General features: G+C 61.6%; 26 protein-coding genes. 11 read left to right on the forward strand and 15 right to left on the reverse strand.

The window, feature by feature from the left end; all coding sequences use genetic code 11:
- The first annotated feature begins 50 nt into the window (after positions 1-50).
- Entirely contained in the window at positions 51-356 is a 306-nt protein-coding gene (gene apaG / locus AC0L7I_RS15970) for a Co2+/Mg2+ efflux protein ApaG (protein WP_473397417.1), read from the forward strand.
- Between the two features lie 6 nt (positions 357-362).
- On the opposite strand, the gene AC0L7I_RS15975 is transcribed toward apaG, so the two are convergent.
- From AC0L7I_RS15975 to AC0L7I_RS16010, 8 genes are all read right to left on the reverse strand, one after another.
- Entirely contained in the window at positions 363-1394 is a 1032-nt protein-coding gene (locus AC0L7I_RS15975) for a hypothetical protein (RefSeq protein ID WP_473397418.1), read from the reverse strand.
- A gap of 201 nt (positions 1395-1595) precedes the next feature.
- Positions 1596-2735 carry a zinc-binding dehydrogenase gene (locus tag AC0L7I_RS15980; RefSeq protein ID WP_473397419.1) on the reverse strand — a complete coding sequence of 380 codons (1140 nt, stop codon included), beginning with the start codon at positions 2733-2735 and terminating at the stop codon, positions 1596-1598.
- A gap of 138 nt (positions 2736-2873) precedes the next feature.
- On the reverse strand, positions 2874-4400 hold the full coding sequence (gene der, locus AC0L7I_RS15985; protein WP_473397420.1) for a ribosome biogenesis GTPase Der: 1527 nt from the start codon (positions 4398-4400) through the stop codon (positions 2874-2876).
- Between the two features lie 49 nt (positions 4401-4449).
- Entirely contained in the window at positions 4450-5799 is a 1350-nt protein-coding gene (locus AC0L7I_RS15990; protein WP_473397421.1) for an outer membrane protein assembly factor BamB family protein, read from the reverse strand.
- Entirely contained in the window at positions 5796-6545 is a 750-nt protein-coding gene (locus tag AC0L7I_RS15995; RefSeq protein ID WP_473397422.1) for a tetratricopeptide repeat protein, read from the reverse strand. Before AC0L7I_RS15995 ends, AC0L7I_RS15990 begins: the two co-directional genes overlap by 4 nt.
- Before the next feature lie 69 nt (positions 6546-6614).
- Positions 6615-7451: a 3-methyl-2-oxobutanoate hydroxymethyltransferase gene (panB, locus tag AC0L7I_RS16000; RefSeq protein ID WP_473397423.1), complete on the reverse strand. Its 837-nt coding sequence runs from the start codon at positions 7449-7451 to the stop codon at positions 6615-6617.
- Positions 7452-7493: 42 nt separating this feature from the next.
- Positions 7494-7856, reverse strand: coding sequence for a DUF805 domain-containing protein (locus tag AC0L7I_RS16005; RefSeq protein WP_473397424.1), 363 nt, complete (start codon positions 7854-7856; stop codon positions 7494-7496).
- A gap of 89 nt (positions 7857-7945) precedes the next feature.
- Entirely contained in the window at positions 7946-8521 is a 576-nt protein-coding gene (locus AC0L7I_RS16010; RefSeq protein ID WP_473397425.1) for an NnrU family protein, read from the reverse strand.
- Between the two features lie 143 nt (positions 8522-8664).
- Here AC0L7I_RS16010 and AC0L7I_RS16015 point away from each other — a divergent pair, with 143 nt between their 5' ends.
- Entirely contained in the window at positions 8665-9291 is a 627-nt protein-coding gene (locus AC0L7I_RS16015) for a sulfotransferase family protein (protein ID WP_473397426.1), read from the forward strand.
- An 18-nt stretch (positions 9292-9309) separates the two neighbouring features.
- Here the strand turns inward: AC0L7I_RS16015 and AC0L7I_RS16020 are convergent, their stop codons facing one another.
- From AC0L7I_RS16020 to AC0L7I_RS16035, 4 genes are all read right to left on the reverse strand, one after another.
- Positions 9310-9729, reverse strand: coding sequence for a hypothetical protein (locus tag AC0L7I_RS16020; RefSeq protein WP_473397427.1), 420 nt, complete (start codon positions 9727-9729; stop codon positions 9310-9312).
- 3 nt (positions 9730-9732) lie between these two features.
- Positions 9733-10905 carry an acyl-CoA dehydrogenase family protein gene (locus AC0L7I_RS16025; protein WP_473397428.1) on the reverse strand — a complete coding sequence of 391 codons (1173 nt, stop codon included), beginning with the start codon at positions 10903-10905 and terminating at the stop codon, positions 9733-9735.
- A gap of 65 nt (positions 10906-10970) precedes the next feature.
- Positions 10971-12110: a glycine oxidase ThiO gene (gene thiO / locus AC0L7I_RS16030; RefSeq protein ID WP_473397429.1), complete on the reverse strand. Its 1140-nt coding sequence runs from the start codon at positions 12108-12110 to the stop codon at positions 10971-10973.
- A gap of 39 nt (positions 12111-12149) precedes the next feature.
- Positions 12150-12407 carry a hypothetical protein gene (locus tag AC0L7I_RS16035; RefSeq protein ID WP_473397430.1) on the reverse strand — a complete coding sequence of 86 codons (258 nt, stop codon included), beginning with the start codon at positions 12405-12407 and terminating at the stop codon, positions 12150-12152.
- A 203-nt stretch (positions 12408-12610) separates the two neighbouring features.
- On the opposite strand from AC0L7I_RS16035, the gene AC0L7I_RS16040 reads away from it, so the two are divergent.
- The 5 genes from AC0L7I_RS16040 to AC0L7I_RS16060 all read left to right on the forward strand — a co-directional run bounded on the left by AC0L7I_RS16040 (position 12611) and on the right by AC0L7I_RS16060 (position 18673).
- Positions 12611-13672, forward strand: a complete 1062-nt coding sequence (locus AC0L7I_RS16040; RefSeq protein WP_473397431.1) for an extracellular solute-binding protein — start codon at positions 12611-12613, stop codon at positions 13670-13672.
- Between the two features lie 5 nt (positions 13673-13677).
- On the forward strand, positions 13678-15291 hold the full coding sequence (locus AC0L7I_RS16045) for an ABC transporter permease (RefSeq protein ID WP_473397432.1): 1614 nt from the start codon (positions 13678-13680) through the stop codon (positions 15289-15291).
- On the forward strand, positions 15288-16307 hold the full coding sequence (locus AC0L7I_RS16050) for an ABC transporter ATP-binding protein (protein WP_473397433.1): 1020 nt from the start codon (positions 15288-15290) through the stop codon (positions 16305-16307). The genes AC0L7I_RS16045 and AC0L7I_RS16050 overlap by 4 nt, the downstream gene beginning before the upstream one ends.
- 92 nt (positions 16308-16399) lie before the next feature.
- On the forward strand, positions 16400-17833 hold the full coding sequence (locus tag AC0L7I_RS16055; protein WP_473397434.1) for a M48 family metalloprotease: 1434 nt from the start codon (positions 16400-16402) through the stop codon (positions 17831-17833).
- Between the two features lie 96 nt (positions 17834-17929).
- Positions 17930-18673, forward strand: coding sequence for a DsbA family protein (locus AC0L7I_RS16060; protein ID WP_473397435.1), 744 nt, complete (start codon positions 17930-17932; stop codon positions 18671-18673).
- Here AC0L7I_RS16060 and arfB read toward each other — a convergent pair.
- Positions 18670-19104, reverse strand: a complete 435-nt coding sequence (gene arfB, locus AC0L7I_RS16065; RefSeq protein WP_473397436.1) for an alternative ribosome rescue aminoacyl-tRNA hydrolase ArfB — start codon at positions 19102-19104, stop codon at positions 18670-18672. The genes AC0L7I_RS16060 and arfB overlap by 4 nt on opposite strands.
- Positions 19105-19208: 104 nt before the next feature.
- On the opposite strand from arfB, the gene AC0L7I_RS16070 reads away from it, so the two are divergent.
- From AC0L7I_RS16070 to AC0L7I_RS16085, 4 genes are all read left to right on the forward strand, one after another.
- Positions 19209-19766 carry an RcnB family protein gene (locus AC0L7I_RS16070; RefSeq protein ID WP_473397437.1) on the forward strand — a complete coding sequence of 186 codons (558 nt, stop codon included), beginning with the start codon at positions 19209-19211 and terminating at the stop codon, positions 19764-19766.
- A gap of 447 nt (positions 19767-20213) precedes the next feature.
- Positions 20214-21062: a 3-deoxy-8-phosphooctulonate synthase gene (kdsA, locus tag AC0L7I_RS16075; RefSeq protein WP_473397438.1), complete on the forward strand. Its 849-nt coding sequence runs from the start codon at positions 20214-20216 to the stop codon at positions 21060-21062.
- A gap of 4 nt (positions 21063-21066) precedes the next feature.
- Positions 21067-21621 (forward strand): rRNA large subunit pseudouridine synthase E, encoded by a 555-nt coding sequence (locus tag AC0L7I_RS16080; RefSeq protein WP_473397439.1) that lies wholly within the window; start codon positions 21067-21069, stop codon positions 21619-21621.
- A 92-nt stretch (positions 21622-21713) separates the two neighbouring features.
- The gene (locus AC0L7I_RS16085; protein WP_473397440.1) at positions 21714-22961 is read left to right on the forward strand and encodes a mechanosensitive ion channel family protein; all 1248 of its coding nucleotides are present in this window, start codon (positions 21714-21716) and stop codon (positions 22959-22961) included.
- Between the two features lie 33 nt (positions 22962-22994).
- Here the strand turns inward: AC0L7I_RS16085 and AC0L7I_RS16090 are convergent, their stop codons facing one another.
- Both AC0L7I_RS16090 and clpA read right to left on the reverse strand, forming a co-directional pair.
- Entirely contained in the window at positions 22995-24197 is a 1203-nt protein-coding gene (locus AC0L7I_RS16090) for a serine hydrolase domain-containing protein (protein WP_473397441.1), read from the reverse strand.
- A gap of 134 nt (positions 24198-24331) precedes the next feature.
- Positions 24332-26647 carry an ATP-dependent Clp protease ATP-binding subunit ClpA gene (gene clpA / locus AC0L7I_RS16095; protein ID WP_473397442.1) on the reverse strand — a complete coding sequence of 772 codons (2316 nt, stop codon included), beginning with the start codon at positions 26645-26647 and terminating at the stop codon, positions 24332-24334.
- Positions 26648-26675: the final 28 nt, after the last annotated feature.

Raw genomic sequence — 26675 nt, forward strand, 5'->3', positions numbered from 1 at the left:
GCGCCCGAAGTTCATGCACGACGAATCAGAGCCGTCGCGGGGCCGATTTCATGTGGTCCTATACGGTCGATGTCGAAAACGAGAGCGAACAGACCTGGACCATCCTGCGCCGCCACTGGCGCATCGTCGATGCGCAGGGCCGCCTGCAGGCCGTCGACGGCGAGGGCGTGATAGGCCAGACCCCGACGCTCATGCCCGGCGAACGCTTCAGCTACACGTCCGGTGCGCCGCTCGCGGCTCCCTCCGGCATGATGAGCGGCACTTATGACCTCAAAGACGAAAGCGGGTTCGAGATCGTCGCGACAATCCCTGTCTTCTCACTCGACAGCCCCTATGACACGTCGCTGCCCAGCTAGGCTGGATTAGTCGGCCCGCGGACCCGGCAGGACGTCGCCCATTTCAATCAGACGAAAATGCTTCGCCATCATCTGGGGCGTGAAAACGGCCTGCAATTCGCTCGACACCAGCGTTCCGTCCCATGCGTCGAGCTGCGCTGGCGCGCTTTCGGCAAACAGCACGTTTCCGCCCGCCGATTCGCCCAGATAGGCGCCATATTCCTGCAAGGCCCTAGCGATGATCTTGCCTTCGCGGGACAGGTCGGAGCCGGCGACATCAAAGGCCGGGTCAAGCTGGATGCGCGCACCAAGCGGCATGCCGGTTTGAGGAGCACCGTCCACAGTTGCGACCGACAGGGGCGTTGTGCTCGCCGGAGAAATAAAACCATCCGTTCTCGCGCCCGGATAGGCGAACATCAGGGCATGCGGAATCCGGCCCGTCTTGATTTCGTCAACCCGGATAAGACCCGCTGTCAGCGGAAAGCCGGACGCTGTTGCACCTGCAGCAAGATTTGGCTGCTCAACTTCATTCCAGGGCCTGGACACACCAGTGCCGCGCAGATTGGTTATGGCACCAAAGCCGGTAAACCAGCGACCATCGTCGCGTTTGTGGGCCTGACGCATATCCCATTCCAGGTTCCGCGCCTTGTCCACGATGGCGATATAGCCAAGGCCGCCCTTCGGCCCTGAAGACTCGGCACCGTCGGGGATCGGAATCTCACGCGGCGGCTCGAAACCGCGGCCATACTGGCCAGGATAAAGATCCAGGACGTCATGTTTCGGTGTCTCTTCCATGTCGATGTAATAGACCGGCACGGACCACTCAGCGATATTGATGTAGAGGCTGCCATTGCCAGCAAAATCGCTTATCAGTTCCCGCGATTGCGGATCAATCGCCGGGTTCTCGGGGATGGGAGTATTCCATGGACTGTCCGCTGCAAACGGACGCCAAGCCTTCAAAGACGCCTCTGCATCAGCCTGCTCCGAAGCAGATTGCGAACAGGCTGCCAAGACCAGCAACAAGCTGCCAAGAGCCAGGTTCCGGATCAAAAGTGACATGACCGCTTTCCTTCTTGGCACCGAGAATAGGCGAATTCGGGATTCACACAAACACTTGCACGCTGGCCAGCGAGTCCGCCCTGCAGGTTTCGCCCTCCGAGCGTAATTCAGGCAGGCGCTACCGGGAACCGGTCCCTAAAGGTCCGGTTCCCAGGCCTGTAGCGGCAAAACTCCACGTTCAGCAGCGCCTGACAGGCGATATTACTTGTTCGGGTTAATCAGGTATTTCTCGCCGGTTGCCCGCCGATTGTAGGCCTCGATGACCGGCAACTGCAACGCTTCTACGAGCGATATTTCGGACGTATAATGGCTCGCAAACGTGGTTTTGAGTTCGGCGCCAACTCGTGCGCGCAACTTGGCACGGCCTTCAGCACCGACCTTCTGAAGGAACGGTGTCAGCAGGAACCCGCCAACGCCCCAGGCCATGCCCACGCCGGGCGGCAGGGTGGTCGGGCTCATGTCCAGGCGGCCATAGATGTAAACCTGTTTATGGGTCGCCGAGCCATACCGGCTGTATTCCTTGGCGTTGAGGTTGGCCGCCGCTTCCATTGCCACCAGGATTTGCCCGGCCAACGGACCGCCGCCGATGGCATCGAACCCGAGAGTCGCTCCCGTCTTTGCCAGCGCGCCGATCAGGTCGTCCATGAATCCAAGTGAAGTCGAGTTGACGATATGCTTCGCGCCAATGTCCCGCAATATTTTTTCCTGGGCGTCAGACCGCACAACGTTCACGAGATCGATCCCGTCCGCGATGCAGATCTTGTTCAGCATCTGTCCAAGGTTAGACGCTGCCGCCGTGTGCAACAGGGCTTTGTGGCCCTCCATGCGCATGACTTCCGTCATCGCGAGCGCGGTCAGCGGATTGACGAAGCAGGACGCACCGTCGCGTGCCGTCGCCCCGGCTGGCAATTCCATGCATTGGGCGACATTCAACATGCGATACTGCGAATACATTTCACCGCCGAGGCCTGCGACTGTCTTGCCAAGCAGGGCCTGCGCCGCAGGAGACGAGCCCGCAGCAACAACCGTGCCTGCCCCTTCGTTGCCCACAGGCATCGATTGGTCGATGCGAGGCGCCATGGCGCGCATTCCGGCGGCCGGGACTTTGGCGGTGACGACCGGCCGGTCCGCAGAACCCGTGGCTTTCGCGCTGCCCATATCCGCTGCGCCGAGCAACAGGCCGAGATCTGACGGGTTGATCGGAGTGGCTTCGACGCGAACGATCACATCATCGGGACCAGGCGTCGGCACATCGACCTCAACGAGGGAAAGTTCCAGTTCGCCGCTGGACTTTACGTGTGATATCAGTTGAAGGCCCTTGGCCGGAACGCTGGACGCCATCTTGTCTCTCCCTGATGCAGTGTTTGAAGTGGATTTTCCACATGACTACACGTTGCGAGAGGCCGCGTCCAAGTCTTGTATTTTCACGAGACCGCTCTTAAGGCGCGGCGAGGTGACGCTGGGTCACCCCGCGACACACTAGTGTTTCGGCTTGTATCGCTTCGACGGTCTCTGCTGTGCGGCCTTGTCAGCATAGGGGTTTTTGCCCTGGCGCACGAACAGCCGGATTGGCACGCCGTTCATGTCGAACGCATCGCGCACGCCATTGACGAGATAGCGCTTGTACTGGTCCGGCATCTGGTCACCGCGTGACGCGATCAGCACAAACGTCGGCGGACGCGCTTTCATCTGGGCCATGTAGCGCGGCTTGATACGCTTGCCGTGCACGGAGGGTGGCGGATGACGCTCGATCGTATGGCGCAGCCAGCGGTTCAGGTCCCCAGTCTTCACCCGCGCTGTCCAGTTGGCATAGACGCTCACGACGGCTGGCATCAGCTTCTCGATATTCCGGCCTGTCAGCCCCGACAGGAACACGATGGGTGCCCCGCCGGCGTTCGGCATCAGGCGGTTGGAAAGATCGCGGATATGCTTGGCTGCCGCGTCAGGGTCCTTCACAAGGTCCCATTTCGAAATCACGAGGACAATGCCGCGTCCCTCGCGCAGGGCAAGATCAGCAATCTGCAGGTCCTGCTTTTCCATCGCTTCGTTGGCATCCATGACCAAGGCAACGATATCGGCATATTTCAGGGAACGGATGGTTTCACCGGTCGACATCCGCTCCAGTTTTTCCTGGACGCGCGACTTCCGGCGCAGCCCGGCCGTGTCAACCAGACGGATGCGGCGGCCTTCCCATTCCCAATCGATGGAAATCGAATCCCGGGTAATGCCTGCTTCCGGCCCGGTGAGGAGGCGGTCTGATTGCAGCAACTGGTTGATCAGCGTCGACTTGCCGGCGTTCGGACGGCCCACAATGGCCAGCTTGATAGGCTTGTCCGGGCGTATCGGCTCCGGCTCCACATCAACGTCGGCTTCTTCAATGGCGGCAACAAGGTCGTCATCTGACAGCGTCTGGTCGTCGATGTCGATGTGCGCCAGCTTGTCGAGAATGTCTTCGCCGCCAAAATGCGTATAGTCCGGCTCGGCCTCTTCGAGTGCCTTCTCAAAGGCATCTTCGCCCAGCGCCTGTCGGATGGCTTCAAACAGTTCGGCCAGGCCTTCACCATGCTCGGCCGACAGGCCAACCGGCTCACCAAAGCCCAGTTCCCACGCCTCGTTCAGGCCGTCGCGCCCGGCTTTGCCTTCGGCCTTGTTTGCCGCCAACACCACCGGAATGTTCGCCTTGCGTAGCAAAGCGGCAAAACTCTGGTCCTCAATTGTTACGCCGACTCGCGCGTCTATCAGGAACAGGGCAAGCTCCGCCTCGGCAATCGCCGCTTCGGTCTGCTCGCGCATACGCGATTGCAGGCTGCCATCGTGCACGTTTTCGTAGCCTGCCGTATCGATCAGGATGAGCGGCAGCGAAGCGAGGCGCCCTTCGGCCTGCTTGCGGTCGCGCGTTACGCCCGGCTGGTCATCGACCAGCGCGATTTTCTTGCCGGCAAGCCGGTTGAATAGCGTCGATTTTCCGACGTTCGGACGTCCGAGAATAGCGAGTTTAAGAGGCATAAGCCTGCCCGTTCATACGGTTGACGGGCGGGCTTTGGGGCCGTGCGCCCTAGTGGATGGCGATCAGCTTGGCCTCGTCAGTGAGGATAAGCAATTTGTCCTGCACGGCGATGGGTTCGAGATAGGTGGTCGACCCCAGCTTCACAGAGCCGGTCTGCTGCCCGGTTTGCGGCGAAAAGGCAAGTAGTTCACCTGTTGAAGACACGACCACGACACGTCCCGAAGCGATGATTGGCCCGGAATAGCTGATCCGCCCCTTTTTCTTCTTCACTTTCTTGTACATCGGCAGCGACGTCACCCAATAGGCCTCACCATTGGCCGGATTGACGGCTGCAAGTGTGTTGTCGATGCCGAGAATGAACATGTACTGGCCAGCTAGGGCCGGTGCCTGGGTCGACCCCGTTGGGATCGACCAGATGCGCGTTCCGCTGCGTCCGTCAATTGCGACGGTCACGCCAGACTGGCCGGACGCGAACACGAGCCCGCCAGAGAGCACTGGGCGCGAGCCAATATCATTGATCTCGGAAATCGGCGTGAACCGCCCGGCTTGCGAAATCGCATCGGTCCAGAGGCGGCGTCCGTTGGAGGCGAGATAGGCGATGATCTCACCCGACGAATAAGGCGCAATGACAAAGTCCTCGACAGCAGCCGGGCTGGAGCTGCCGAGCACACGGGCAGATTCCGCAATCGCCTGGTCGCTCCATTCGGTCTCGCCTGTCGCCAGCGACAGCGCGAAAATTTCGTTATTGTTGGAGGCGACGTAAATCCGGCCATCCTTGATAGTCGGTGCGCCCGTCATCGGTGCGCCCATCTCGTGCTTCCATTTTTCAGCGCCTGTCGCCGCATCGAGCGCAGCGACAAAGCCGAAACCACTCGCCACGATCAGCGTATCGCCTTCAACGGCCAATCCACCGCCCAGCGCACTCTTGTCGCGCTTGGTCAGGCCTTTCAGCTTTTTCTTCCACTGCGCGCGCCCCGTCGCCAGGTCGGTTGCTGCAATCGACTGGTTTGCGTCCAGAGTGAAGACGGTCGTCTCGTTGGTCACGGGTGGCGTCGTAATGGCCGATTTCTTGTCGGAACCTGCGCCGACATTCGCGCGCCACGCAATGCTAAGCTGCGGGGCCGCGCTGACATGGCCGACCACTTTCGCGGCGTTTGCGCCAGCCTGCGACCAGGCCTTGATTGGCGTGGCTTCGGGCAACTCAATCGCCACACTCGCCAGGTCCGGATTCGGTTTGATGGCCTCATCGGTCAGGACCATGGTGATCCTGCCCGCCTTGTCTTCAGCCGCCTGCTTTTTGGCCTTGCTTTCGCCAAAGCGGGGCAGACTGCTGCACGCAGTCAGGGCCAGCGCCGTACCCACGACAAGGGCGGTGGTGAGTTTACGCGATGGGCTCATTGACCAGTCTCCTCAGACTCTGCAGGGGCGGGCGCGGGAGCCGGCGCTTCGGTTTCTGTTTCAGGTGCTTCACCTGCTGTTTCCGGGGCCGTTTCAGGCACTTCGACAACAGGAATGGCCGCGAGTGCGAGTTCGGCCCGGCGCTTGACGCCTTCCGGCGCCGCCGCATCGAAGCGCAGCCGGTTGAATTCTGTGCGGGCCCGGGCGACGTCGCCAATGGCAAAGGCCTTGGCCGCAACCAGTTCACGCGCCAGCGCCCCGAGCGGGCCTTCATCATCGACCAGACTGCCGAGCGTGGCTTCCAGTTCTACCATCGACTGGCCGTCGGCCTTGAAATAAGCCTTTTTCAACAGGGCAAGACGATCAAACGGGCCGCCTTCAACCGCGCCGATCGCAGCCAGCGCCTGGGCCGCGCCATCGGCATCGCCGCCGCCTTCAAAACGCACCTGCGCCAGGTAGTTTGCCGCCAGTGGCGCCAGTTTGCTGCCGCCTTCGGCAAGGCCTGCAAAGGCCGTCTCTGCCGCCGCATACGACCCGTTGTGAAGTTCGGACAGGGCTGTTTCCAGCTCGAGGGCGCGGGCCGTGCGGGCTGCTTCCGCCCGGGGCATGATGACGAATTCGTTCACGGCAACCGCCCCGACGACCAGCGCCACAGCGCCATAGACGAAGAACTGGTAGCGCTTCCACCAGGTCTCCAGCTTGTCCTGTCGAATGCTCTCGTCGACTTCTTCGAAAATATCGCTCAATTCAGTCGCTCCGGTGGATTGTGTGACTCGGGCAGGAACCTAGACGGGCGATGCCCACGCTGCAACGTGTCAGCGCTGTTGAGGTTCAGGTTTTCTCAATGCATAGGTCTCGGCCGCGTCCGGAAACCGGCGGGCGCGGACATCGTCGCCATAGGCAGCTGCCGCCTCGCTGATGCTGGCGCTCAGGTCGGCATAGCGGCGCACGAATTTCGGCGTCCAGTCGAACAGGCCCAGCATGTCATGCGTGACCAGGATCTGGCCGTCGCAGGCCGCTGAAGCACCGATGCCGATTGTCGGGCAGCTGACCTCGGCAGTGATATCCGCCGCCAGGTCCTCGGCGACACCTTCGATCACGATGGCAAAGGCACCGGCTTCGTCGGCGGCGCGGGCCTCGGCGATGACCCGGTCGCGCTCGCCAGTCGTGCGTCCCTTGGCGCGGAACCCGCCATCGACATTCACCGCCTGCGGGCGCAGGCCGACATGGCCCATCACCGGCACGCCGCGCTCGACAAGGTGCGCAATCTGCCCGGCGGCATAGGTGCCGCTCTCGATCTTGATCGCCTGGCAGCCGGTTTCCTTCATGATGCGCGCAGCGTTCAGGAACGCGGAATCATTATTTGTCTCATAAGACCCGAACGGCATGTCGACGACGACAAAGGCCTCGCTGGAGCCCCGCATCACCGCCTGGCCGTGCAGGATCATCATCTCCATCGTGACGCCCACCGTGGATGGCAGGCCGTGCACCACCATGCCCAGGCTGTCGCCGACCAGCAGCACGTCGCAATGGGCGTCCAGCAGGCGGGCGGTCGGTGCATCATAGGCGGTCAGGCAGACGAGGGGCGTCTTGCCTTTGGCGGCGGCAATGTCCTTGACGGTCTTGCGGCGGGTCTGGGTTTGTTTCGACATGGGCCGCGACTTAGCCTGACCGGGCCGCGCCCGCAAGCTGGCTCACAGCTTGCGCGGTTGCGGGCCGAACCGGTTGGTGCGCGTGGTTCCCGGCTGGCAGGCAAGGTAGATATTGTAGATCGGGATCAGAACCATCAGGCCGCTCTGGTCGATATCATGCATGCGCCGGATGCTGATGCCGATGCCTGGAACCATTAAGGCAATACTGACCAGCAGGCTCACCAGGCCGAAAATCGGCCCCAGGTACGGGATCATCGACAGGATGTGGAAGCCGGCCGAGATCAGCAGGGCAATCGACACATAATGCCAGAAATCGCGCCGGCTCGTGCGCCCTTCGAAATCGGCATAGCGTTTCATGACCGTGTCGACGAAGACCGTCAGGGCATAATTGAAGTCATAATTCATACCGGTTCACTCCCAGGAACGCCAACGCGTTGCGTCAAGGGATATGGCTAGCACCGATGTGTATGTGAAGGGGTTAAGCCGGCGGCCCATTACATGATCGCGACGCCGAACAGGATCGGGTGCAGCCACAGCAGGATCGCCACGTACAGGCCACCGCCCACAATCAATGCCGCAATATCCGACACGATCGAGAAGGCCGCATCCCCGGCCGGGCCATTGTCGCCGCGCTTCTTCACCGCGATCCGGTCGATCACCGCATAGGCGAGGAAACTGCCGAACAGGATCACCGAATTGATCTCGCCATTGGCCAGCAGGTGCCCGAAGGCCCAGAGCTTCACCGCCACCAGCATCGGGTGCTTCACGGCCTTCTTGATCGCCCCGGTCGGCAATTGCGAGGCGACCAGCAGGATCAGCGCCGGCAGCATCAGCGCCAGGTTCACATGCCGGCCCCATGACGGCGCCATGTACAGGCTGCCCGCATCGCGCGTGGCGCCAAAGCCCCAGCAGATCAGGACAAAACCGGCGATGGAAACAAGACTGTAGAGGCCCATATAGGGGCCATATCCCAGCTTCGCCTTGATATCCTTGCCCGGCTCACGCGACCGGAATGTAGCAAACAGGTGCGCCCCGAAAAAAATGACGAGACCGAGGATCAGATACAGCATGGAATTGCCCTCCCAAGGCTTTTGCCGAGACTAGTCCGATCCGCGTCCATGGGGAAGCCAGTCGCTCGTCGATCCGCTTTCAAGCGCCCGTTCTTTGAGCTAGCCTGCAGCCCAGGGCCCGTATGGGGCGTGGGAGGGACACAATGACACTATCCGTAATCAGCGCCGGTTTCGGGCGCACAGGCACGATGTCGCTGAAACTGGCGCTCGAACAGCTCGGCCTCGGGCCGTGCCACCATATGATCGAAGTGATCGAAAATGGCGCCGCGCAAGTGCCGCTCTGGAACGACGCCCTGGCGGACAATCCCGATTTCGACGCGATCTTTGCCGGATATAACTCCGCCGTGGACTGGCCGACCGCCGCGTTCTGGCAGGAACTGGCAACGTATTATCCGGACGCGAAAATCATCCTGTCGTCCCGTTCGCCGGAAAGCTGGTACAAGAGCATATCGGAGACAATCCTTGCGACTGTGTGGGCGCCCGACAAATGGCCGGCCCCAGCGGTGGAATGGTTCAGGATGGTGACGAAAGTGCTTGAACGCAGCCTTGGCGACGCGAAAGACAAGGACGGTATCATAGCCGCGTTCAACGCTCACGAAGCCGCCGTGAAGGCGGCCATTCCCGCCGAGCGGCTACTGGTGCATTCGGCCAAGGATGGATGGGAGCCGCTGTGCGCCTTCCTCGGCGTGCCGGTGCCCGCAGAGCCTTATCCGCGCACCAATAGCAAGGAAGAGTTCTTCCAACACATGAAAGGCGCCGACGGCATGTAGCGCGTCGCAGCAACGGCCCTAGCGATCATCCATGGGGCCGGGCGATAGCATCTCTGTGTCCAGTTCAGGCCAGTCATTGTCGTGCCAGGGCCTGTCACTGCTCACACCGATATGGATGAAGATACCATAGCAGCTGATCTGGACTCCCCGGTCGAAGATCGGCGGCTGGCCGCCCCAAAGACGTGACACCGACGTGTGGTCAGCACCGCCGCCATATTCGTCTTCCGGCGTATCCGGTGCCCACAGGCCTGTGCGCTTGTCCAGGTATTCAACGTCTCGGATGGCGAGGGTCCAGTGGTCTTCATCGACCTCCAGGAAGCGCACGAAACCACGCGTGACCGTGTTGCCCTGTTCCTGAAGGAAGGGGCGCCCCTCCAGATCAAGATCGAGAAGGTCGCCAAGGGTGGCTGGTGCCGATTTTGGTCCCGCCACAGCCATGCGTCAGTAGCTCTTCGGCAGGCCCAGTACGCGTTCTGCGATGAAGTTCAGGATCATTTCGCGGCTCACCGGCGCAATCCGCGCCAGCATGGCTTCCCGCATCATCCGCTCGACATGGTACTCCTTCGCGTAGCCCATGCCGCCGTGCGTCAGCACCGCCGTTTCGCAGGCGGTAAAGCCAGCCTCGGTGCCAAGGTACTTCGCAGCGTTCGCTTCGGCGCCGCAATCCTTGCCCGCATCGTAAAGCGCGGCCGCCTTGTAGGCCATCAGTTCAGCTGCCGACAGCTCGGCCCAGCTGCGCGCCAGAGGGTGCTGGATGCCCTGGTTCTGGCCGATCGACCGGCCGAACACGACCCGCTCATTGGCATAACGCGTCGCCCGCTCCAACGCGGCGAAGCCCAGCCCGACGCTTTCGGCGGCAAACAGCACGCGCTCAGGGTTCAGGCCTTGCAGCAGGTACTTGAAGCCCGCGCCTTCCTCGCCGATCAGGTCTTCTTTGGGCACTTCCAGCCCGTCGATGAACAGCGTGTTGCACTCCACCGCCTTGCGGCCCATTTTCGGGATCGGGTTCGCCTCGATCCGGTTCCGGTTGAGGTCGGTGTAGAACAGCGACAGGCCAAGATGCGGCTTGGCGCACTGGTCCTTCGGCGTGGTGCGGGCAATGATCAGGATCTTGTCGGCGCGTTGTGCGCCCGTGGTCCAGATCTTCCGTCCATTGATGACATAGCCATTATTGGTCCGCTCGGCCTTGGTCTCCAAGCTCGATGTATCCAGTCCCGAATTTGGCTCGGTCACGGCAAAGCACATCTTCTCCTCGCCCGAGATGATCTTCGGCAGGTTTTCCTGCTTCTGTTCCGGCGTGCCGAATTTCTCCAATGGCTTGGGCCCGAAAATGTTCAGGTGGATCGCCGATGCGCCGGAAAAGCCCGCGCCCGAACGCGTCACCGTCTGCATCATCAGCGCCGCTTCGGTCAGGCCCAGGCCCGCGCCGCCATATTCTTCCGGGAACGCAATGCCCAGCCAGCCGCCCTTGGCCATGGCGTCGCAGAACTCTTCCGGCCAGTTACCGGTCTCGTCCGTCTTGCCCCAATACTCGTCATCGAATGGCGCGATTGTCTTTTCGACCGCGTCCTTGATGGCCATCTGGTCTTCGCTCATGGGGGCGATCTGGTGCATGCGTTCCTCCTGCTTGGCAGGAGACTTAGGCCGGAGGCGCGCGCCCGTCCAGCATGGCCCCGGCGTCAGGCCGTCGCAGCCGCAAACCGCGCCGGGCTGAACGCCGCCGCCAGCTCGCCGGTTTTTCCCTCAAGGATCATGTCTGCCATGATCTGAGCGGTGATGGGCGCCAGCAGGATACCGTTTCTGTAATGGCCGGAGGCGACAAACGCGCCTGTACCGGCCAATTCCCCGATCATTGGTGCATGGTCGGGTGTTCCCGGCCTCGTACCCCGCCAAGCTTCGATAGTGTCGCCTCGCTTCAGGGCCGGGCACAATTTTTGGGCGGCTGCCTGCAGGCCGTGTATTGTTTCCCAGTTGATTTCGCTGCCCGTCGCCCCCGGCTCGACCGTCGCGCCAACGACGATCCGTCCCGCCTTCGGCACAATGTAGAGCGAGCCGCAGCGCAACGTCATCTCCGGTGTTTCGGATTGCCGCTGGAGCGCCAGCATTTGGCCGCCGACCGGCTGGATTGCCCTGAGAGATGGCGCCATTGCGCCTAGGGGCGTGTTGTCCACCATTACATGTGGCGTTTGCCAGCCTGCGGCGATGACCACCTTGTCAAAGCCTGCAATCGTCAGCGCGTTGCCAGCGCACATGAGCGGCGCTTCGCCGTTCATGAAGACGACATTCGGATGCTTTTCCAGTGCGCGGATCAATGTGTCCACGAGAAGCCGGTTATCGACCTGACCGTCAGTGTGCAGCAGCAACGCCCCACGGTTTTCCCGGGAAACCTGGGGTTCTTGCGCCACGGCCTCTTCTGCGGACAAGACATCAAAGGGCACACCCCGCGCATTCAGCGCATTGGCAAGGCCTTGCAAGGCAGCCATGTCCTTGGCCGTCAGGGCCACCGCAAGACTGGGACCTCCAAAATGCAGCACATCACGACCGGTTGCCTCGGCAAGCTCGCGGGCGAAGCCTGTCCATATCTCTCCGCCCTGAAGGCAGAGGTCAAACAGGCGCGAATGGGCACCGTCCTCTGCGGCGGCCTCATAGGCCGGCGCCAGCATCCCCGCAGCAGCCCAGCTTGCGCCGCGGCCCGGATGGAAATTAGAATCGAAAAGCGTAACTGACGCGCCGCGCTTCGCCATTGCCCATGCGCAGGACAGGCCGACAATGCCGGCGCCGACAATGGCGATACGTGGAGAGGAAAGGCTCGGGCTCATCCCGGCCTGTCTAAGTCACTTGGCTGCTGAGTGAAACGCCTAGGCGGCCGCCGCCTGAAGTTTTTGCTCTTCCCAGAAGTCCAGGAAGGCATCGGCCCAGGTCCGGTCCTGGAAGATCAGCTGTTTGCTCATACGCCCATTCGGTTTGAACGCCGTATGCACCATCATGTCCGGCGCATCCGCTTCTGAAATATTCTCGTCTGAATCCAGCAAGCCGACAAAGAAATCGACCGCCAATTCCCACAATACCTGCTCCTCTGGCGTCCCCAGATCCAGGTCAACTACAATGTCATTCATCCCCACACCCCTGTTGTTCTGACCGGAGTTAATTTTCTGTTTACCGTAAAATACAGATGATTCAGAGTCCCCTCCGGGCAAAAAAACCAATATTTATTGGCGCTGTGCAAGATTTGGGCAAAACGTCGCTCCCCTTGATAAGTTGCGATCCATTCTCAACTATGTTTGATAGGCCCAGATCAGACAAGGAACAGCGCTCGCCAATGAAATACCCAGCGATTCTCGCCGCAACTCTCCTCCTGGCCGCCTGTGGGAAGCCCGCAGCGCCTGAGGTCGCATCTGCAGAACCTGCAGCGGAACCGGCGGTCCAGCGCTCGGGCACGCTGAACGTCTATTCGGCACGTCACTATGATTCCGACAAGGTGATGTACGATACGTTCGAAAAGGAAACCGGCATCCGGGTCCGTTTCCGCGAGTCCGGAGCCCCGGAACTGATCGAAACGATGAAGGCAGAAGGCGATGCCAGCCCGGCAGACGTGATTATTGCGTCCGACGCCGGGACACTTTTCCGCTTCCAGGACGCGGGATTCACCCAAGGCATCCGCTCAGAAACGCTGGAATCGGCGATTCCGCCACATTTCCGCGAGCCTGACGGCAACTGGTTCGGCCTCGCCAAGCGCGCTCGCATCATCGTGTACGATCCGTCTCGTCTCCAGCCCGAAGAGGTCGACCAGTATTCGGACCTCGCTGACGGCAGGCTTCACGGCGAGGTTTGCATGCGGTCCTCCTCGAATATCTACAACCTGTCCCTGATGGGCGAATTCATCGGTCGCTGGGGCTCGGACAAGGCCGCCGCTTGGGCGCGCAATGTCGTGGCCAACTTCGCCCGCCAGCCCCAGGGCGGCGACACGACCCAGATCGAGTCCATCGCGGCAGGTGAATGCTCGGTCGCGCTGATCAACCATTACTATTGGGTCCGCATGGCCACCGGCACCGATGCCGACAAGGCCAAGACGGCCAGGACAAAACTCTCCTTCCCCGAGCAGGATGGCGTCGGCACGCACATCAATGTCACCGCCGCCGCCGTTGCCGCACATGCTCCCAACAAGGACAACGCGGTCCGCTTCATCGAATGGCTGACCACGCAAGAAGGCCAAAAACTGCTGACCACCGAGACCAAGGAATTTCCGATGATCGCCGGCGTGCCCTTGCCGGAGGGGCTCGACGCCCTGCCAGACTTCAAGCAGAGCCAGTTCCCGCTGCAGGAGCTGGGCGAGCACCAGGCTGAAGCGCAGGAAATCTACGACCGGGCCGGCTGGAACTGACCGGATTGGCCGGGATCATCCCCCTTCGCAACCTTGCCATTCGCGCAAGTGACGGACCCGCCTTCGTGGCGGGTCTTGTCATTGCCGTGCCGGTGGCGGCCACGCTGGTCGCCGGGCTGCTGTTCGGCGGGGGCGAAGCGTGGATCCATATCCGCGACACGCTCCTGACAGGCTATTTCCTTGGCACAATCGGCACGCTGGCGCTGACAGCCGTCCTGATACTCGCCTTCGCCGTACCGGCCGCATGGCTCACAACCATGTACCGCTTCCCCGGCCGGGGCCTGTTTGAATGGTTGCTCATCCTGCCCCTCGCCGCCCCCGGCTATGTCCTTGCCTATGCCTATGGCGACCTCATGGGCGTCGGCGGTCCGGTCCAGTCCGGAATCCGGAACATAACCGGGCTCTCGGCCCGGGACTTCTGGTTTCCCGACATTCATTCCCTGCCGGGCCTCGCCTTCATCCTGGCGCTCACGCTTTATCCCTATGTCTACCTCACTGCCCGGGCTGCCTTCATCTCGCAGTCGGTCTGCTCGCTCGAGGCTGCCCGCAGCCTCGGCGCCAGCGCCTCGCGCAGCTTCTGGCGTGTCGCCCTGCCCGCCGCGCGTCCCGTCATCGCTGCCGGCCTCGCCCTTGCCCTGATGGAAGCGGCTGCCGACTATGGCGCCGCCGAATACCTGGGCGTGCCAACATTGACCTATGGCATCGTGCGTGCGTGGACGAGTTTTGGCGAGCCGGCCACCGCCGCTCGCCTCGCCCTCATCCTGCTCAGCCTCGTCCTCAGCCTGGTCCTTTTCGAGCGCTGGAGCCGGGGCCGGCGCGGTAGCCAGGCGAGCTCGACCCGCTGGCGCGAAGTGGACCGAGCCCCCCTCTCCCTCCCCCTTGCCACCACCGCAACCACCCTCTGCTCCACCCTCTTCATGGTCGCTTTCGGGCTGCCCGTTGGGCGTCTTGTCTGGCGCAGCCTCGAGGCGCGTGAAGCCGTCGCACCGGTCGGACAAGCCCTCATGAATACGCTGGTCCTGGCAGGGTCCGGCGCCGCCCTTGCTTTCGTGCTGGCCCTTGTGATTGCCCTGTCGCAGCGCGCCGCCGGGCCGTTGCCGCGCTTTGCCCGCCTCGCCGCGTCCTCGGGATACGCCATCCCCGGCGCCGTCCTCGCCATGGGCGCCCTGGTCGTCCTCGGCCTGCTGCCTTTCACCCTCACCGGCGCCTTTGCGCTGATCGCCCTGGCATGGGTATATGCCAGTCGTTTCACCGCAGCCGGAGCCGAACCCATGGTCGCAGCACTGGCCCGCGCACCCGCCTCGCTCGCCCAGGCAGCCGGCAGTCTCGGCGCGTCGCCCCTGCGCCGGGCCCGCGAAGTCGACCTGCCGATTGCCTTGTCCGGAGCCACCGCCGGCGCCCTGATCCTGTTCGTGGAATCGCTGAAGGAACTCCCCGCAACGCTGATGCTGCGCCCGTTCAACTGGGATACCTTGTCCGTTCGCGCCCATGCCTATGCGTCGGACGAACGCCTTGCCGCCGCTGCCCTGCCCGCCCTCCTCATCACCCTTGCCGGTCTCCTGCCCGTCATCTTCCTGTCCTGGCGCCTCTCCCGCGCCCGCCCTGGTGCCCCCGCATGACCGCTACTCCAACATCCCTCACGGCTCACGATGTTAGCCGCCTCTATGACGGCCTCGCTGTTGTCTCGGGCATTTCGCTCGACCTCGCGCCCGGCGCCATCACGGCCCTGCTCGGCGGGTCCGGTGCAGGCAAGTCCACCCTGCTGCGCCTGTTCGCCGGCCTGGAGCCTGTCGATGCGGGCGAAGTGCGCCTTGGCGACACAATCCTGTCCAGGCCCGGTTACACTTTGCCACCTGAAAAGCGCCACATCGGATTGATTTTCCAGGACTTTGCGCTCTTCCCCCACCTCACCGCCCTGCAGAACACAATCTTTGGTCTCGCCCACCTGCCACGCGAGGAAGCCCGCGCCATTGCCACACAATGGCTGTCACGCCTCGGCCTCGGCGCCCGCAGCAGCGCCTATCCGCACGAGCTGTCCGGCGGCGAGCAGCAACGCGTCGCCATCGCCCGCGCCCTTGCGCCCAAGCCTGCCGCCATCCTGATGGACGAACCTTTTTCAGGCCTCGACCCGTCCCTGCGCGGCAGCGTACGCGAAGAAGCGCTCGATGCCGTCCGCGCGGCCGGAATCCCGGCGCTGCTCGTCACGCACGATCCGGCCGAAGCACTCGAGAGCGCCGACCATATTGCCATCATGAAATCTGGCCGCATCCTGCAGAAGGGCAAGGCCAGCGATGTCTATCTCAAACCCCAGGGCGCCGACATCGCCGCCGCGCTCGGACCGGTCAACCGAATCGCCGGACGCGACGCGCCCGCGGGCCTGCTTGCCCAGCCCGTCGGTCCGGACGCGCTGGTCGTCATCCGGCCGGAAGGCGTAATCCCCGATGTAACCGCCCCCGTCAGGGCCCGCGTCGTCTCCAGCCGCCTGACAGGGCCGATGGCGCGGCTCGTCCTGGATGTCGGCCGTCTCCAGCTCACATCGCTTGTGCCACGGGGGCTTGCACCTGAGGCTGGAACCGAAACAGGCATACAGATCGACCCGGAACTGGCATTCATCTTCGCGTCAGGTGATTCCTGACAAATGTGTCATGGATGTTGCTTCCCCCTCGCCAATACCGGCGCGCCTGCTTAAGTTCAGGGGGTTGGTACCACCCAGAGGAGACGCCTTACATGGCGCGACACTTCCTGCGACTTGCTGCAACGGCCCTGGCCGCCGCCGCCTTTGCCGTTACAGCGTCGGCGCAAGGCCTGATCCGCGATGCCGAGATCGAGGAGACCCTGCGGGAGTGGACCGATCCAATCCTCGAGGTCGCCGGCCTGAAACCGGCGGATGTAGGCTTCTACATCATCAATGACCCGAGCCTGAATGCGTTCGTCGCGAACGGCCAGAACATCCATATCCATACTGGCCTGATCATTGCGGCGGAATCCCCGGCGCAGATCAAGGGCGTAATCGCGCACGAAACCTGCCACATTGCCTGTGGCCACAGTGTCAGTCGTCAACGGGCCGCCGAGATTGCTTCGCGCCCCGCACTCGTCTCGATCGGTCTCGGCATCCTGGCCATCGCGGCAGGTGAAGGCGGCGCCGGTGCCGCATTGATCGGCAGTTCCCAGCAATTCGCGGCGCTAAACTTTTTCGTTCACACGCGATCTGAAGAATCCATGGCCGATGCCGCTGCAGTCGAATACCTGACACGGCTGCACCAATCGACTGGCGGCATTGTCGAATTCTTCGAGAAGTTCCGCTACCAGGAAGTCCTCTCCAATGCGCGCCGCTACCCCTATTTCCGTTCGCACCCGCTCGCTTCGGACCGTATTCGCGCCGTGCGCGACCTCGCCGAAAAATCAGGGTTGATGAACGAACCGCCGACTCAGCGCGAACAGCTGCAATATGAAATGATGCGGGCCAAACTGATTGGCTTCCTCGACACGGCCAACAAGGTACGCAACGAATATCCGGCCAGCGATCTCAGCGCGCCCGCCCGCTATGCCCGTTCGATCGCCGCGCTTCAAGCCTCCGACATCGATGTTGCCCTCAACGAGGTCGACTTGCTTCTCGCGGACCAACCGGACAATCCCTATTTCAACGAGCTCAAGGGCCAGATCCTGTTCGAAAGTGGCCGTACCGCTGAATCGGTCGCTCCACACAAGCGCTCGCTCGAAATCAAGCCCGGCCAGCCATTGCTGCTGATCAACTATGCGCGATCCCTGAATGCCCGCGACGAGCCGGGCGATGTCGAAGCAGCCGAATCCGCGCTACGCGACGCTCTGATTGCAGAGCCAGAGAATGCCTTCGCCTGGGCACAGCTGGCCATCACGCTGGAGAAACAGGGCCGTCGGGCAGAGGCGCAACTCGCCACGGCAGAATCTGCCTATTCGATCGGGGACATCGTGCGGGCGAACCTGTTTGCCCACCGTGCTGTCGACCAGCTTGAGCGCGGCACGCCGACCTACCGACGGGCCGACGACATCCTGCTGATCACTGACCCGAGCAATCCGGACAATCGTGATTTCTACAATCGCGCCAATCGCGGTCCGCGCTTTTCGGTCCAGACCAGCGGTCGCGAGATGCCATTCGGAAACTTCGCGTCTGACGGGCGCTGATCAACTTTCTGTCAGAGGTAATGGACGCTTTGCGGGCCGGTCGTATACATGGCGCCAAGCATTGCTCCGGTTTCAAGAATTGAGAAGGCCCTATCCATGATACGCAAACTGTTCACTGCAGCGGCGATGACCGCAATCGCCCTGACGCCTGCTTGCGCGCAGGATTCGGCATCAGGCAAAATGAGCCGGGCCGACATCGAGAAAATTGTCCACGAATACATCCTGGCCAATCCGGAGGTCATCGAGGATGCCCTGATCGCGCTGAACGAACAGCGGGAAGCGGAAGCCGATGCTGCGAAAAAGACCGCGATCTCGGCATCGAAGAACGAACTCTTCAACCTCGCCAGCGATCATTTCGTCGGCCCGGCCGATGCCGAAGTCACCGTGGTGGAGTTCTTCGATTACCGGTGCGGCTACTGCAAGCGTTCGGTCGACATGATCCAGGCCTTGCCTAAGGAATATGACGGCAAGGTTCGGGTCGTTTTCAAGGAGCTGCCCATCTTCGGGGGCATCAGCGAGACGGCCGCCCTCGCCGCGCTGTCGGCTGGCAAGCAGGGCAAGTACAATGCCATGCATGTTGCCCTGATGAAGCTGAAGTCGAATGACGACCTGACCGAGAAACGTATCGATTCCATCGCGGAATCCATTGGAGTCAACGTCAAGAAAATGCGCGCAGACATGAAGTCCATGGAAATCCAGAAACAGCTATCGGACATGAAAGACCTTGGCCGCACGCTGGATGTCGGCGGCACGCCAGGCTTCTTCGTCGGCGATATACATATCGAGGGCGCCGATACGGCCAAACTGACCGCTGCCATCAAGGCAGAGCTCGGCAGCTAGTCGTCAGTCTCCACGCTGCCACGCAGCGACTTGATCTCGCCCCGGCGTTTTTTCGACGCGATGCGACGCCGCACACTGCCCGCCGTAGGCCGTGTCGCGACGCGGCGCTTGGGGCGAATGGAGGCTTTCAGGATCATCTGCGCAAGGCGCTTTCGGGCGGCTTCCCTGTTCATCGGTTGGCTGCGGTGTTCGCTCGCCTCGACGATCAGGCGGCCATCATTCGTTATCCGACTGGCATAAAGTTTCGCGAACCGCGCCTTGACGTCGGCCGGCAGGGACGAGGCTTCGACATTCCAGGTCAGCTGGACTGCTGACGATACCTTGTTGACGTTCTGGCCGCCCGGTCCCGAAGCGCGCACGAAGGCTTCGCTCAGTTCCCATGCAGGCACCGTCAACTCGCCTGATACACGAAGATCGCCGAATTCGGACATGCGGGACCCTTAACATGGTGTTCAGGTGGAGTTCAGCCCGCAACCGTTAAAACCTGCCTCAGGATCGCACAATTGTGCGGTTGTCCACCGGAGGCGAGAGCGCCATGAACTTGTTGAAGAACCTTGCACGCCTGATTGCGGCGGCGGCCACAGTCGGCCTGATTGCCGCACCAATTGCCAGTGCCGATCAAGGGCGACGCGGCCATGACAATCGTGGCGGAGATTATTCGCGCGGGCATGATGATCGCGGAAGCAATCGTGGACATGGCAATCGCGACCGCGATTATCGCGGTGATCGTGGCCGTCATGACCACTATCGCGACCGAGACCGTCGGCACGACCATTATCGCCGACCGCCGCCGCGCTATTACAGCCGACCTCCTGCGCGCGCCTATTACGCGCCCCCGCCCCGCTATTATGCGCCGCCACCACGCTATTACGCCCCGCCGCCTCGCTACTACGCCCCGCGCTACGCGGTGGGTGGTTACTACCACCCTCACGGCCAAACGGTGTATATCCGCGACTATCACCGCTATGGTCTTTATGCGCCCCCGCGCGGCTATTACTGGGCCCGCGACTATGACCGGGGAGACGCAATCCTCGCGTCTGTGGCAACCGGTGCCATCATCGGACTCGTCGTGGGTGTGATCGCCACCGACTAGGCCAATTGCCTCAATTTTCAGCGCTTGAATCACGCCCGGACGCCACGTTCGGGCGTTTTTCATGGCGGAGTCCAAAAGATCACGGGAAATGCGTGGTGTTTACTTTTAATTGGCGCAAATCATGCTTAACTTCGAGTCGTCCGGGATGGTCCTGGACAAAGTCCGTGCAAGCAGCACGTTTGAAAGGAGGTGATCCATGTCGAGTGAGAAACCAGGTGAGGCCGTTGGGTCTGTGTCCTATGGTGTCTGGCTGGAGCAGCCTCCCGTCAACACATAGAGACATGGTAGGGCCGCTGTAACGCCGCCCGGACCTGACTAGCCCCATGGGCTCACGGAAGCCGCCCCTCGACAGGGCGGCTTCTTTGATTCTGCCCGTGAAGGACGCGGGTTACCTTGCAGCCAAAACAGGGCTATCTGCCTGCTCAGGAATTTTTGGGAGAAATGACGATGTCAGCGCTGACTCACGCGAAATCCGGATGGGCGATCGGCCCCGGCAAACCGCTTGCCGTGATTGCAGGTCTGAACGTGCTGGAAAACAAGGCGCTCGCATTGACCGTCGGAGCCCAGCTGAAAACGATCTGCGCCGAGCTCGGCCTGCCCTATGTGTTCAAGGCCAGCTTTGACAAGGCGAACCGTTCGTCGATCCACTCCTATCGCGGCCCGGGCCTCGAAGCGGGCTTGCGCATCCTGAAGGAAGTGAAAGCCGAGCTGGACGTGCCGATCTGTACCGACCTGCATGACGCCAGCCAGGCCGAACCGGTCGCGGCCGTAGCCGACATCGTCCAGATTCCCGCTTTCCTCTGCCGACAGACCGATCTCGTCGTGGCGACAGCCCGCGCCACGGCCAAGGCTGGCGGCATCGTCCAGGTGAAGAAGGCCCAGTTCATAGCGCCTTGGGACACGAAGAACATCGTCACCAAGATCGGTGAAGCGTCCGACGTCGGCGTCATTCTCTGCGAACGCGGGTCCAGCTTTGGCTACAACAATCTCGTGGTCGACATGCTGGGTATTCCTGAAATGCAGAAGCTCGGCTGCCCTGTTACCATCGACGCCACCCACGCGGTGCAGTTGCCCGGCGCTGACCCGCGCACCGGCGGAGCCTCGACCGGCGGCCGCCGTGACGGCGTCGCTATCATTGCCAAGTCTGCCGTGGCCGCGGGCGCCGACGGAATCTTCCTCGAATTCCATACCGACCCCGACGCTGCCCTCTGCGACGCGCCGAGCTGCCTTCCCGTGTCAGAAGCAAAAGCCCTGTTGACCACACTCAAAGCCCTGCATGAGGTGGTTCAGGGGTAGGCCCATGTCGCGCCTGATCCTGTTCAACAAGCCCTATGGCGTGCTGTCACAATTCACCGATGCAGGCACAGCAGGATCGCCGCGCAAGACACTGTCTGATTTCATCAATGTGCCCGGCGTCTATGCCGCTGGCCAACTCGACCAGGACAGCGAAGGCCTGCTTGTGCTCACTGATGACGGCCAGCTGCAGAACCGCATCAGCGACCCGAAGTTCAAGCAGCCAAAAACCTATTGGGCACAGGTTGAAGGCCTGCCAGACGACGCGGCGCTAGAGGCCCTGCGCTCCGGCGTCACATTGAAAGATGGCAAGACCGCCGCCGCCAGGGCCGAGACAATTCCGGAGCCGGAAAAACTTTGGCCCCGGGATCCGCCGATCCGGTTCCGCAAGTCCGTGCCTGACAGCTGGATCAGCCTTACCATCACCGAAGGCCGCAACCGTCAGGTCCGCCGCATGACCGCCGCCGTCGGCCACCCCACCCTGCGCCTCATACGTGCACAGGTGGGCGATTGGCGCCTCGGAGACCTGCGTCCGGGTGAGTGGCGCGACATTGCCGTCTAGCCGCCACACCCTTCACATGCGCCTGCAGCCAAGCTAGCAGATGACGCAACTTTCAATCGCTCCAGAAACCGGACGTCACCCAGGAGATTGCCTTGGCCATCATCACCCTCCCAACCTGGTTCGACGACAACGCGCCGCAATGGGCGAAAGACACCGTCATCTACGTCGCTACCATCTGGAATGAAGGTGCCTATGGGCTCACTTATGGCGAGATCATCACCGCAGTTGTGATCGTAATGTTTGCGCTGATTGTACGCGGCCTGTTTGCGCGAATTATCGTGTCGACCGTCATGCGGGTGACCTCTGGCACGAAGACACGACTCGACGATGCCTTCGTCAATTCGGTTTCCACACCGCTGAGGATCGTCCCTGTCATTGTCGGCATCTATATCGCCCTGCAAGTCACGGACATTTCCGGCACGGCGGAGGTCTACGCCACCCGTATCCTGCGTTCGATCATCACCTTGGTCGTGTTCTGGACGCTGGCGCGCGCAGTAAATGCGTTTGAATTCATGTTGGTGAACCTTCGCAACGCACTGTCGTCAGCAGCCGTCGACTGGATGGTCAAAGCTCTGCAGGTCATCCTCGTTATCCTTGGCCTCGGTGCGGTGGCCGATCAATGGGGCATCCAGATCGCACCGTTGCTCGCTGGCCTCGGCGTGCTGGGCATTGCCGTCGGCCTGGGCGCGCAGGACCTGTTCAAGAATCTCATCTCGGGCATCCTGATCATTGCCGAAAAGCGCTTCATTCCGGGCGAGTGGATTCGCGTCGATGGCGTGGTGGAGGGCACAGTGGAGAAGATCAATTTCCGTTCGACTCTGGTGCGCCGATTCGACAAGAGCCCCGTCTATGTTCCCAACAGCGCGCTCTCCGATGCGGCTGTGACCAATTTCTCGCGCATGACATACCGGCGAATCAAATGGGCTGTCGGCGTCGAATACCGCACCACGGTCGACCAGCTGAAATACATTCGCGATGAGATCGAAGCCTGGCTATGGAACGATCCCCGGTTCGCCAAGCCGCCGGAGGCGGCCCTGTTTGTCCGGATCGACAGCCTGAACGCCAGCTCGATCGACTATCTGATCTATGCTTTCACCTACACCAAGGACTGGGGCGAATGGCTGGAAATCAAGGAGGAGTTTGCTGTGGCGGTCATGGACATCGTCGCCCGGGCGGGCACCGGACTCGCCTTCCCGAGCCAGACTGTCTACCTGCAGCAAAACGATCCGCCAGAGATCATTGCCCCGCCGGCGCGCAGCGAAGCCACAGAGCGCGCCCGTCAAGCGATCGAGAATACAAGGCAGCCACGCGGAATCGGCGAAGTCGACAAGGATGTCTGATTCAGCCATCCTTGTCGCCGTGCCGCGACGCGGTTATCGCACCCATGCTCCGGGTGCATTTGAACGATAACCAAGCGCCTTGTAGGCTGCATCGATCAGGCTCTGGCCGCGGTCGTTGACGAGAAGGCCCGCGCCCATCTGGTTCATTGTGTAACTGAAGGCGAGACCGCACTCGGGATCGGCAAACCCGATCGAGCCGCCAGCGCCGACATGACCGAACGCTTCATTGCCCATGATTGCCGTCATCTGGTCGCCGGCGGGATAAGCGCGATTATCCATCGACTTCATGAAGCCGGAGGCAAAGCGTGTAGGCACCAACAGTGTCGCGTCGCGCTGCGTGGCGGTCGACACCATGCCCATGCTGGCCAACCGGTCGGATGAGACCAGGCTACCATCATTGCAGGCGAGCGGCGTGTACATCGCGACCTGCCCGCGGGCGTTAGAGATTCCGCCCGCGCCGCCGATTTCGGCCTTGTGGGCTTCAGGATCGTTCGGGCTCCAGCCGCCGGAATTCATGAAGGAGAGATGCTGGATAGATGCCGGGGCCGTCATCAGCAACTGCGTGAACTCGGTTGGTACGTCGCCGTCTTTCGGGACATAATTCAGGATCGGCGCGATATGCGGCTTTTCGCTTTCGGGCAGGCCAATCCAGAATCGTGCGCCGGTCGGCCCGGCCACTTCCTCGGCAAAGAAGGTGCCGAGCGACTTGCCAGACACGCGCCGCACCAGCTCGCCCACGGTCCAGCCGAAATTCACCATATGATAGCCGTTGCGCGTGCCAGGCTCCCAGAACGCCTCCTCGTCCTCCATGCGGCCGATCATATAGTCCCAGTCATTGAACCCGCCGGGCTTCACCGGCGCGCGTAGAGCCGGCAACGCGCTCTCATGATTCAGCATCATCTGGACGGTGGTTTTTTCTTTCCCGTTCTTCGCAAATTCCGGCCAGTAGTCAGAAACGAGCGCGCTCCGCTTCAGGAGCCCGCGATCGATCAGGATATGCGCGCACAGGGCGGTCGCCGCCTTTGTGCACGAGAACACGATGGAGACTGTGTCTTCCTCCCAAGCCTCGCCCGTCTCGGCGTTTGCCACCCCGCCCCAGAGATCAACCATCGTCTCGCCGTTCACCGACAGGCAGACCGATGCGCCCACCTCACCCCGCTCGGCGAAGTTGCGCTCGAATTCCCCTTTCAGCGCAGCAAATTTCGGATCGCAGCTTCCTTTAACGGTTCCGGCCAATGTGATGTCTCCCTGATTTTTTTGCTTGGTTCGGACGGACTTTAGCTTCCGTCCTCCAAAAAGCGAGACAAATGAAAAGGCCGCCCGGCAAAGCAGGGCGGCCTGTTTTTTCTGTTTGGTGTCGGGCTCGCCGATCAAGCGGGCTCTTCGGTACTGTCCTTCTTGGCGGAGCGCTTCTTGGCAGGCTCGACAACATATTTGAAGGCGAGCTTCTCTTCGTCCTTCTTGTCGATATCGATCTTGACCAGACCACCCTTCTGAAGCTTGCCGAACAACAATTCTTCGGCCATCGGCTTCTTGACGTGCTCCTGAATCGTGCGCGACAGCGGCCGCGCCCCCATGTCCGGATCAAAGCCGCGCTTGGCCAGCCAGTCCCGGGCCGCCTTTGTGATCTCGATCGAGACGTTGCGATCTTCCAGTTGCACTTCCAGCTGCAGGATGAACTTCTCGACCACGCGGTCAATGATCTCCGGTGTCAGTCCGCCGAACGTGATCGTCGCATCAAGACGGTTCCGGAATTCCGGAGTGAACAGGCGCTTGAGTGCTTCTTCCTGCTCGTCATCCTTCTTGCCGCGGCCAAAACCGATTGCGTTCTTCGACGCATCAGATGCGCCCGCATTCGTCGTCATGATCAGGATGACATTGCGGAAGTCGACCTTGCGACCGTTCGCATCCGTCAGCGCACCATTGTCCATGACCTGAAGCAGGATGTTGAACAGGTCCGGGTGCGCCTTCTCGATCTCGTCGAGCAGCAGCACGCAATGCGGATGCTGGTCGACACCATCGGTCAGCAGGCCGCCCTCGTCATAACCAACATAGCCAGGAGGCGCGCCTATCAGGCGGGATACCGTGTGGCGCTCCATGTATTCCGACATGTCGAAGCGCAGCATCTCGACGCCCATGATCGAGGCGAGCTGCTTGGCGACTTCGGTCTTGCCGACACCGGTCGGGCCGGTGAACAGGTAGGAGCCGATGGGCTTGTTCGGCTCGCGCAGGCCTGCCCTGGCAAGCTTGATCGCCGCCGACAGAGCGGTGATGGCGTTGTCCTGGCCGAATACGACACGCTGCAGGTCCGTCTCGAGAGACTTGAGCGCAACGACATCGTCGCTCGACACTTGTTTGGGGGGGATGCGCGCGATTTTGGCGACCACGGCTTCCACGTCGCGGATACCTACCTGTTTCTTGCGCTTATTGGCCGGCAGCAGCCATTGCGCCGCGCCCGCTTCGTCAATCACATCGATCGCCTTGTCGGGCAGCTTGCGGTCAGTGATATAGCGGTCCGACAGTTCCACGGCTGCCTTGATCGCATCATTCGTGTAACGCAGGCCATGGAAATCCTCGAAGCGGGGCTTCAGGCCGGTCAGGATCTTGACCGCATCCGGCACAGTCGGCTCGACCACGTCGATCTTGCGGAACCTTCGAGACAGGGCGCGATCCTTTTCAAAGTGCTGCTTGTATTCCTTGAACGTCGTCGAGCCCATGCAGCGCAAGCCGCCGTTCTGAAGCGCAGGCTTGAGCAGGTTCGATGCATCCATGGCGCCGCCAGACGTAGCGCCGGCGCCGATGATGGTGTGAATTTCATCAATGAACAGGATGGCCTTTTCCTGTTGTTCAAGCTCCTTCATCACGGATTTGAGCCGTTCCTCGAAATCACCGCGATAACGCGTGCCCGCCAGCAGGGCTCCCATGTCGAGCGACCAGATGATTGCTTCGTCCAGGATTTCCGGCGCGTCGCCGTCAACAATGCGCTTGGCGAGCCCTTCAGCGATGGCTGTTTTGCCAACGCCCGGGTCGCCCACGAGAATCGGATTGTTCTTGTTGCGGCGGCAAAGCACTTCGATGCAGCGGTTCACCTCCATGTCGCGGCCGATCAGCGGGTCAATCTTGCCGGCGCGTGCCTTGGCATTGAGGTTCACGCAATAAGCGTCGAGCGCCTCGTGCCCCTGCTTCACAGCTTCTTCTTCGCCCCCTTCGGAGCCACGCGGGCTCGTCGGTCGCGACATGCCGGGCTGCTTGGCAACGCCATGCGAAATGAAGTTCACGGCATCATAGCGCGTCATGTCCTGCTCTTGCAGGAAGTAGGCAGCATGGCTTTCGCGCTCGGAGAAAATCGAGACCAGCACATTGGCCCCGGTCACTTCATCGCGGCCCGAACTTTCGACGTGCAGGATTGCGCGCTGGACGACACGCTGGAACGCGGCGGTCGGCTGCACACGGCCTTCGCTTTCTTCCAGGATGAGGCTGGAGAGCTCTTCGTCGATATATCGCACGAGGTCGCCGGTCAGCGCTTCAATATCGACCTTGCAGGCTCCCATGACTTCGCGGGCATGCTCATCTTCCGTCAGCGCCAGCAGGAGGTGTTCCAGTGTGGCATACTCATGGTCGCGTTCGGACGCGAGCGTGAGCGCCTTTTCGAGAGCTGTTTCGAGAGAGTGGGACAATCGTGGCACTTTGGGGGACCTTTCAGGGGTCGGGGGG

It is taken from the genome of Hyphomonas sp. J20-32, assembly GCF_055808555.1.

Coding starts and splice junctions, on each gene's coding strand:
- arfB (WP_473397436.1), bottom strand. CDS start 19,104: ATGTCCGAATTCGGCGATCTTCGTGTATCAGGCGAGTTGACGGTGCCT.
- AC0L7I_RS16010 (WP_473397425.1), bottom strand. CDS start 8,521: ATGCTGTATCTGATCCTCGGTCTCGTCATTTTTTTCGGGGCGCACCTG.
- AC0L7I_RS16070 (WP_473397437.1), top strand. CDS start 19,209: ATGAACTTGTTGAAGAACCTTGCACGCCTGATTGCGGCGGCGGCCACA.
- AC0L7I_RS15975 (WP_473397418.1), bottom strand. CDS start 1,394: ATGTCACTTTTGATCCGGAACCTGGCTCTTGGCAGCTTGTTGCTGGTC.
- AC0L7I_RS15990 (WP_473397421.1), bottom strand. CDS start 5,799: ATGAGCCCATCGCGTAAACTCACCACCGCCCTTGTCGTGGGTACGGCG.
- AC0L7I_RS16005 (WP_473397424.1), bottom strand. CDS start 7,856: ATGAATTATGACTTCAATTATGCCCTGACGGTCTTCGTCGACACGGTC.
- AC0L7I_RS16080 (WP_473397439.1), top strand. CDS start 21,067: ATGTCGCGCCTGATCCTGTTCAACAAGCCCTATGGCGTGCTGTCACAA.
- AC0L7I_RS16025 (WP_473397428.1), bottom strand. CDS start 10,905: ATGCACCAGATCGCCCCCATGAGCGAAGACCAGATGGCCATCAAGGAC.
- AC0L7I_RS16055 (WP_473397434.1), top strand. CDS start 16,400: ATGGCGCGACACTTCCTGCGACTTGCTGCAACGGCCCTGGCCGCCGCC.
- thiO (WP_473397429.1), bottom strand. CDS start 12,110: ATGAGCCCGAGCCTTTCCTCTCCACGTATCGCCATTGTCGGCGCCGGC.
- AC0L7I_RS16060 (WP_473397435.1), top strand. CDS start 17,930: ATGATACGCAAACTGTTCACTGCAGCGGCGATGACCGCAATCGCCCTG.
- AC0L7I_RS16035 (WP_473397430.1), bottom strand. CDS start 12,407: ATGAATGACATTGTAGTTGACCTGGATCTGGGGACGCCAGAGGAGCAG.
- AC0L7I_RS16020 (WP_473397427.1), bottom strand. CDS start 9,729: ATGGCTGTGGCGGGACCAAAATCGGCACCAGCCACCCTTGGCGACCTT.
- kdsA (WP_473397438.1), top strand. CDS start 20,214: ATGTCAGCGCTGACTCACGCGAAATCCGGATGGGCGATCGGCCCCGGC.
- panB (WP_473397423.1), bottom strand. CDS start 7,451: ATGTCGAAACAAACCCAGACCCGCCGCAAGACCGTCAAGGACATTGCC.
- apaG (WP_473397417.1), top strand. CDS start 51: ATGTGGTCCTATACGGTCGATGTCGAAAACGAGAGCGAACAGACCTGG.
- AC0L7I_RS15980 (WP_473397419.1), bottom strand. CDS start 2,735: ATGGCGTCCAGCGTTCCGGCCAAGGGCCTTCAACTGATATCACACGTA.
- AC0L7I_RS16050 (WP_473397433.1), top strand. CDS start 15,288: ATGACCGCTACTCCAACATCCCTCACGGCTCACGATGTTAGCCGCCTC.
- AC0L7I_RS16015 (WP_473397426.1), top strand. CDS start 8,665: ATGACACTATCCGTAATCAGCGCCGGTTTCGGGCGCACAGGCACGATG.
- der (WP_473397420.1), bottom strand. CDS start 4,400: ATGCCTCTTAAACTCGCTATTCTCGGACGTCCGAACGTCGGAAAATCG.
- AC0L7I_RS16040 (WP_473397431.1), top strand. CDS start 12,611: ATGAAATACCCAGCGATTCTCGCCGCAACTCTCCTCCTGGCCGCCTGT.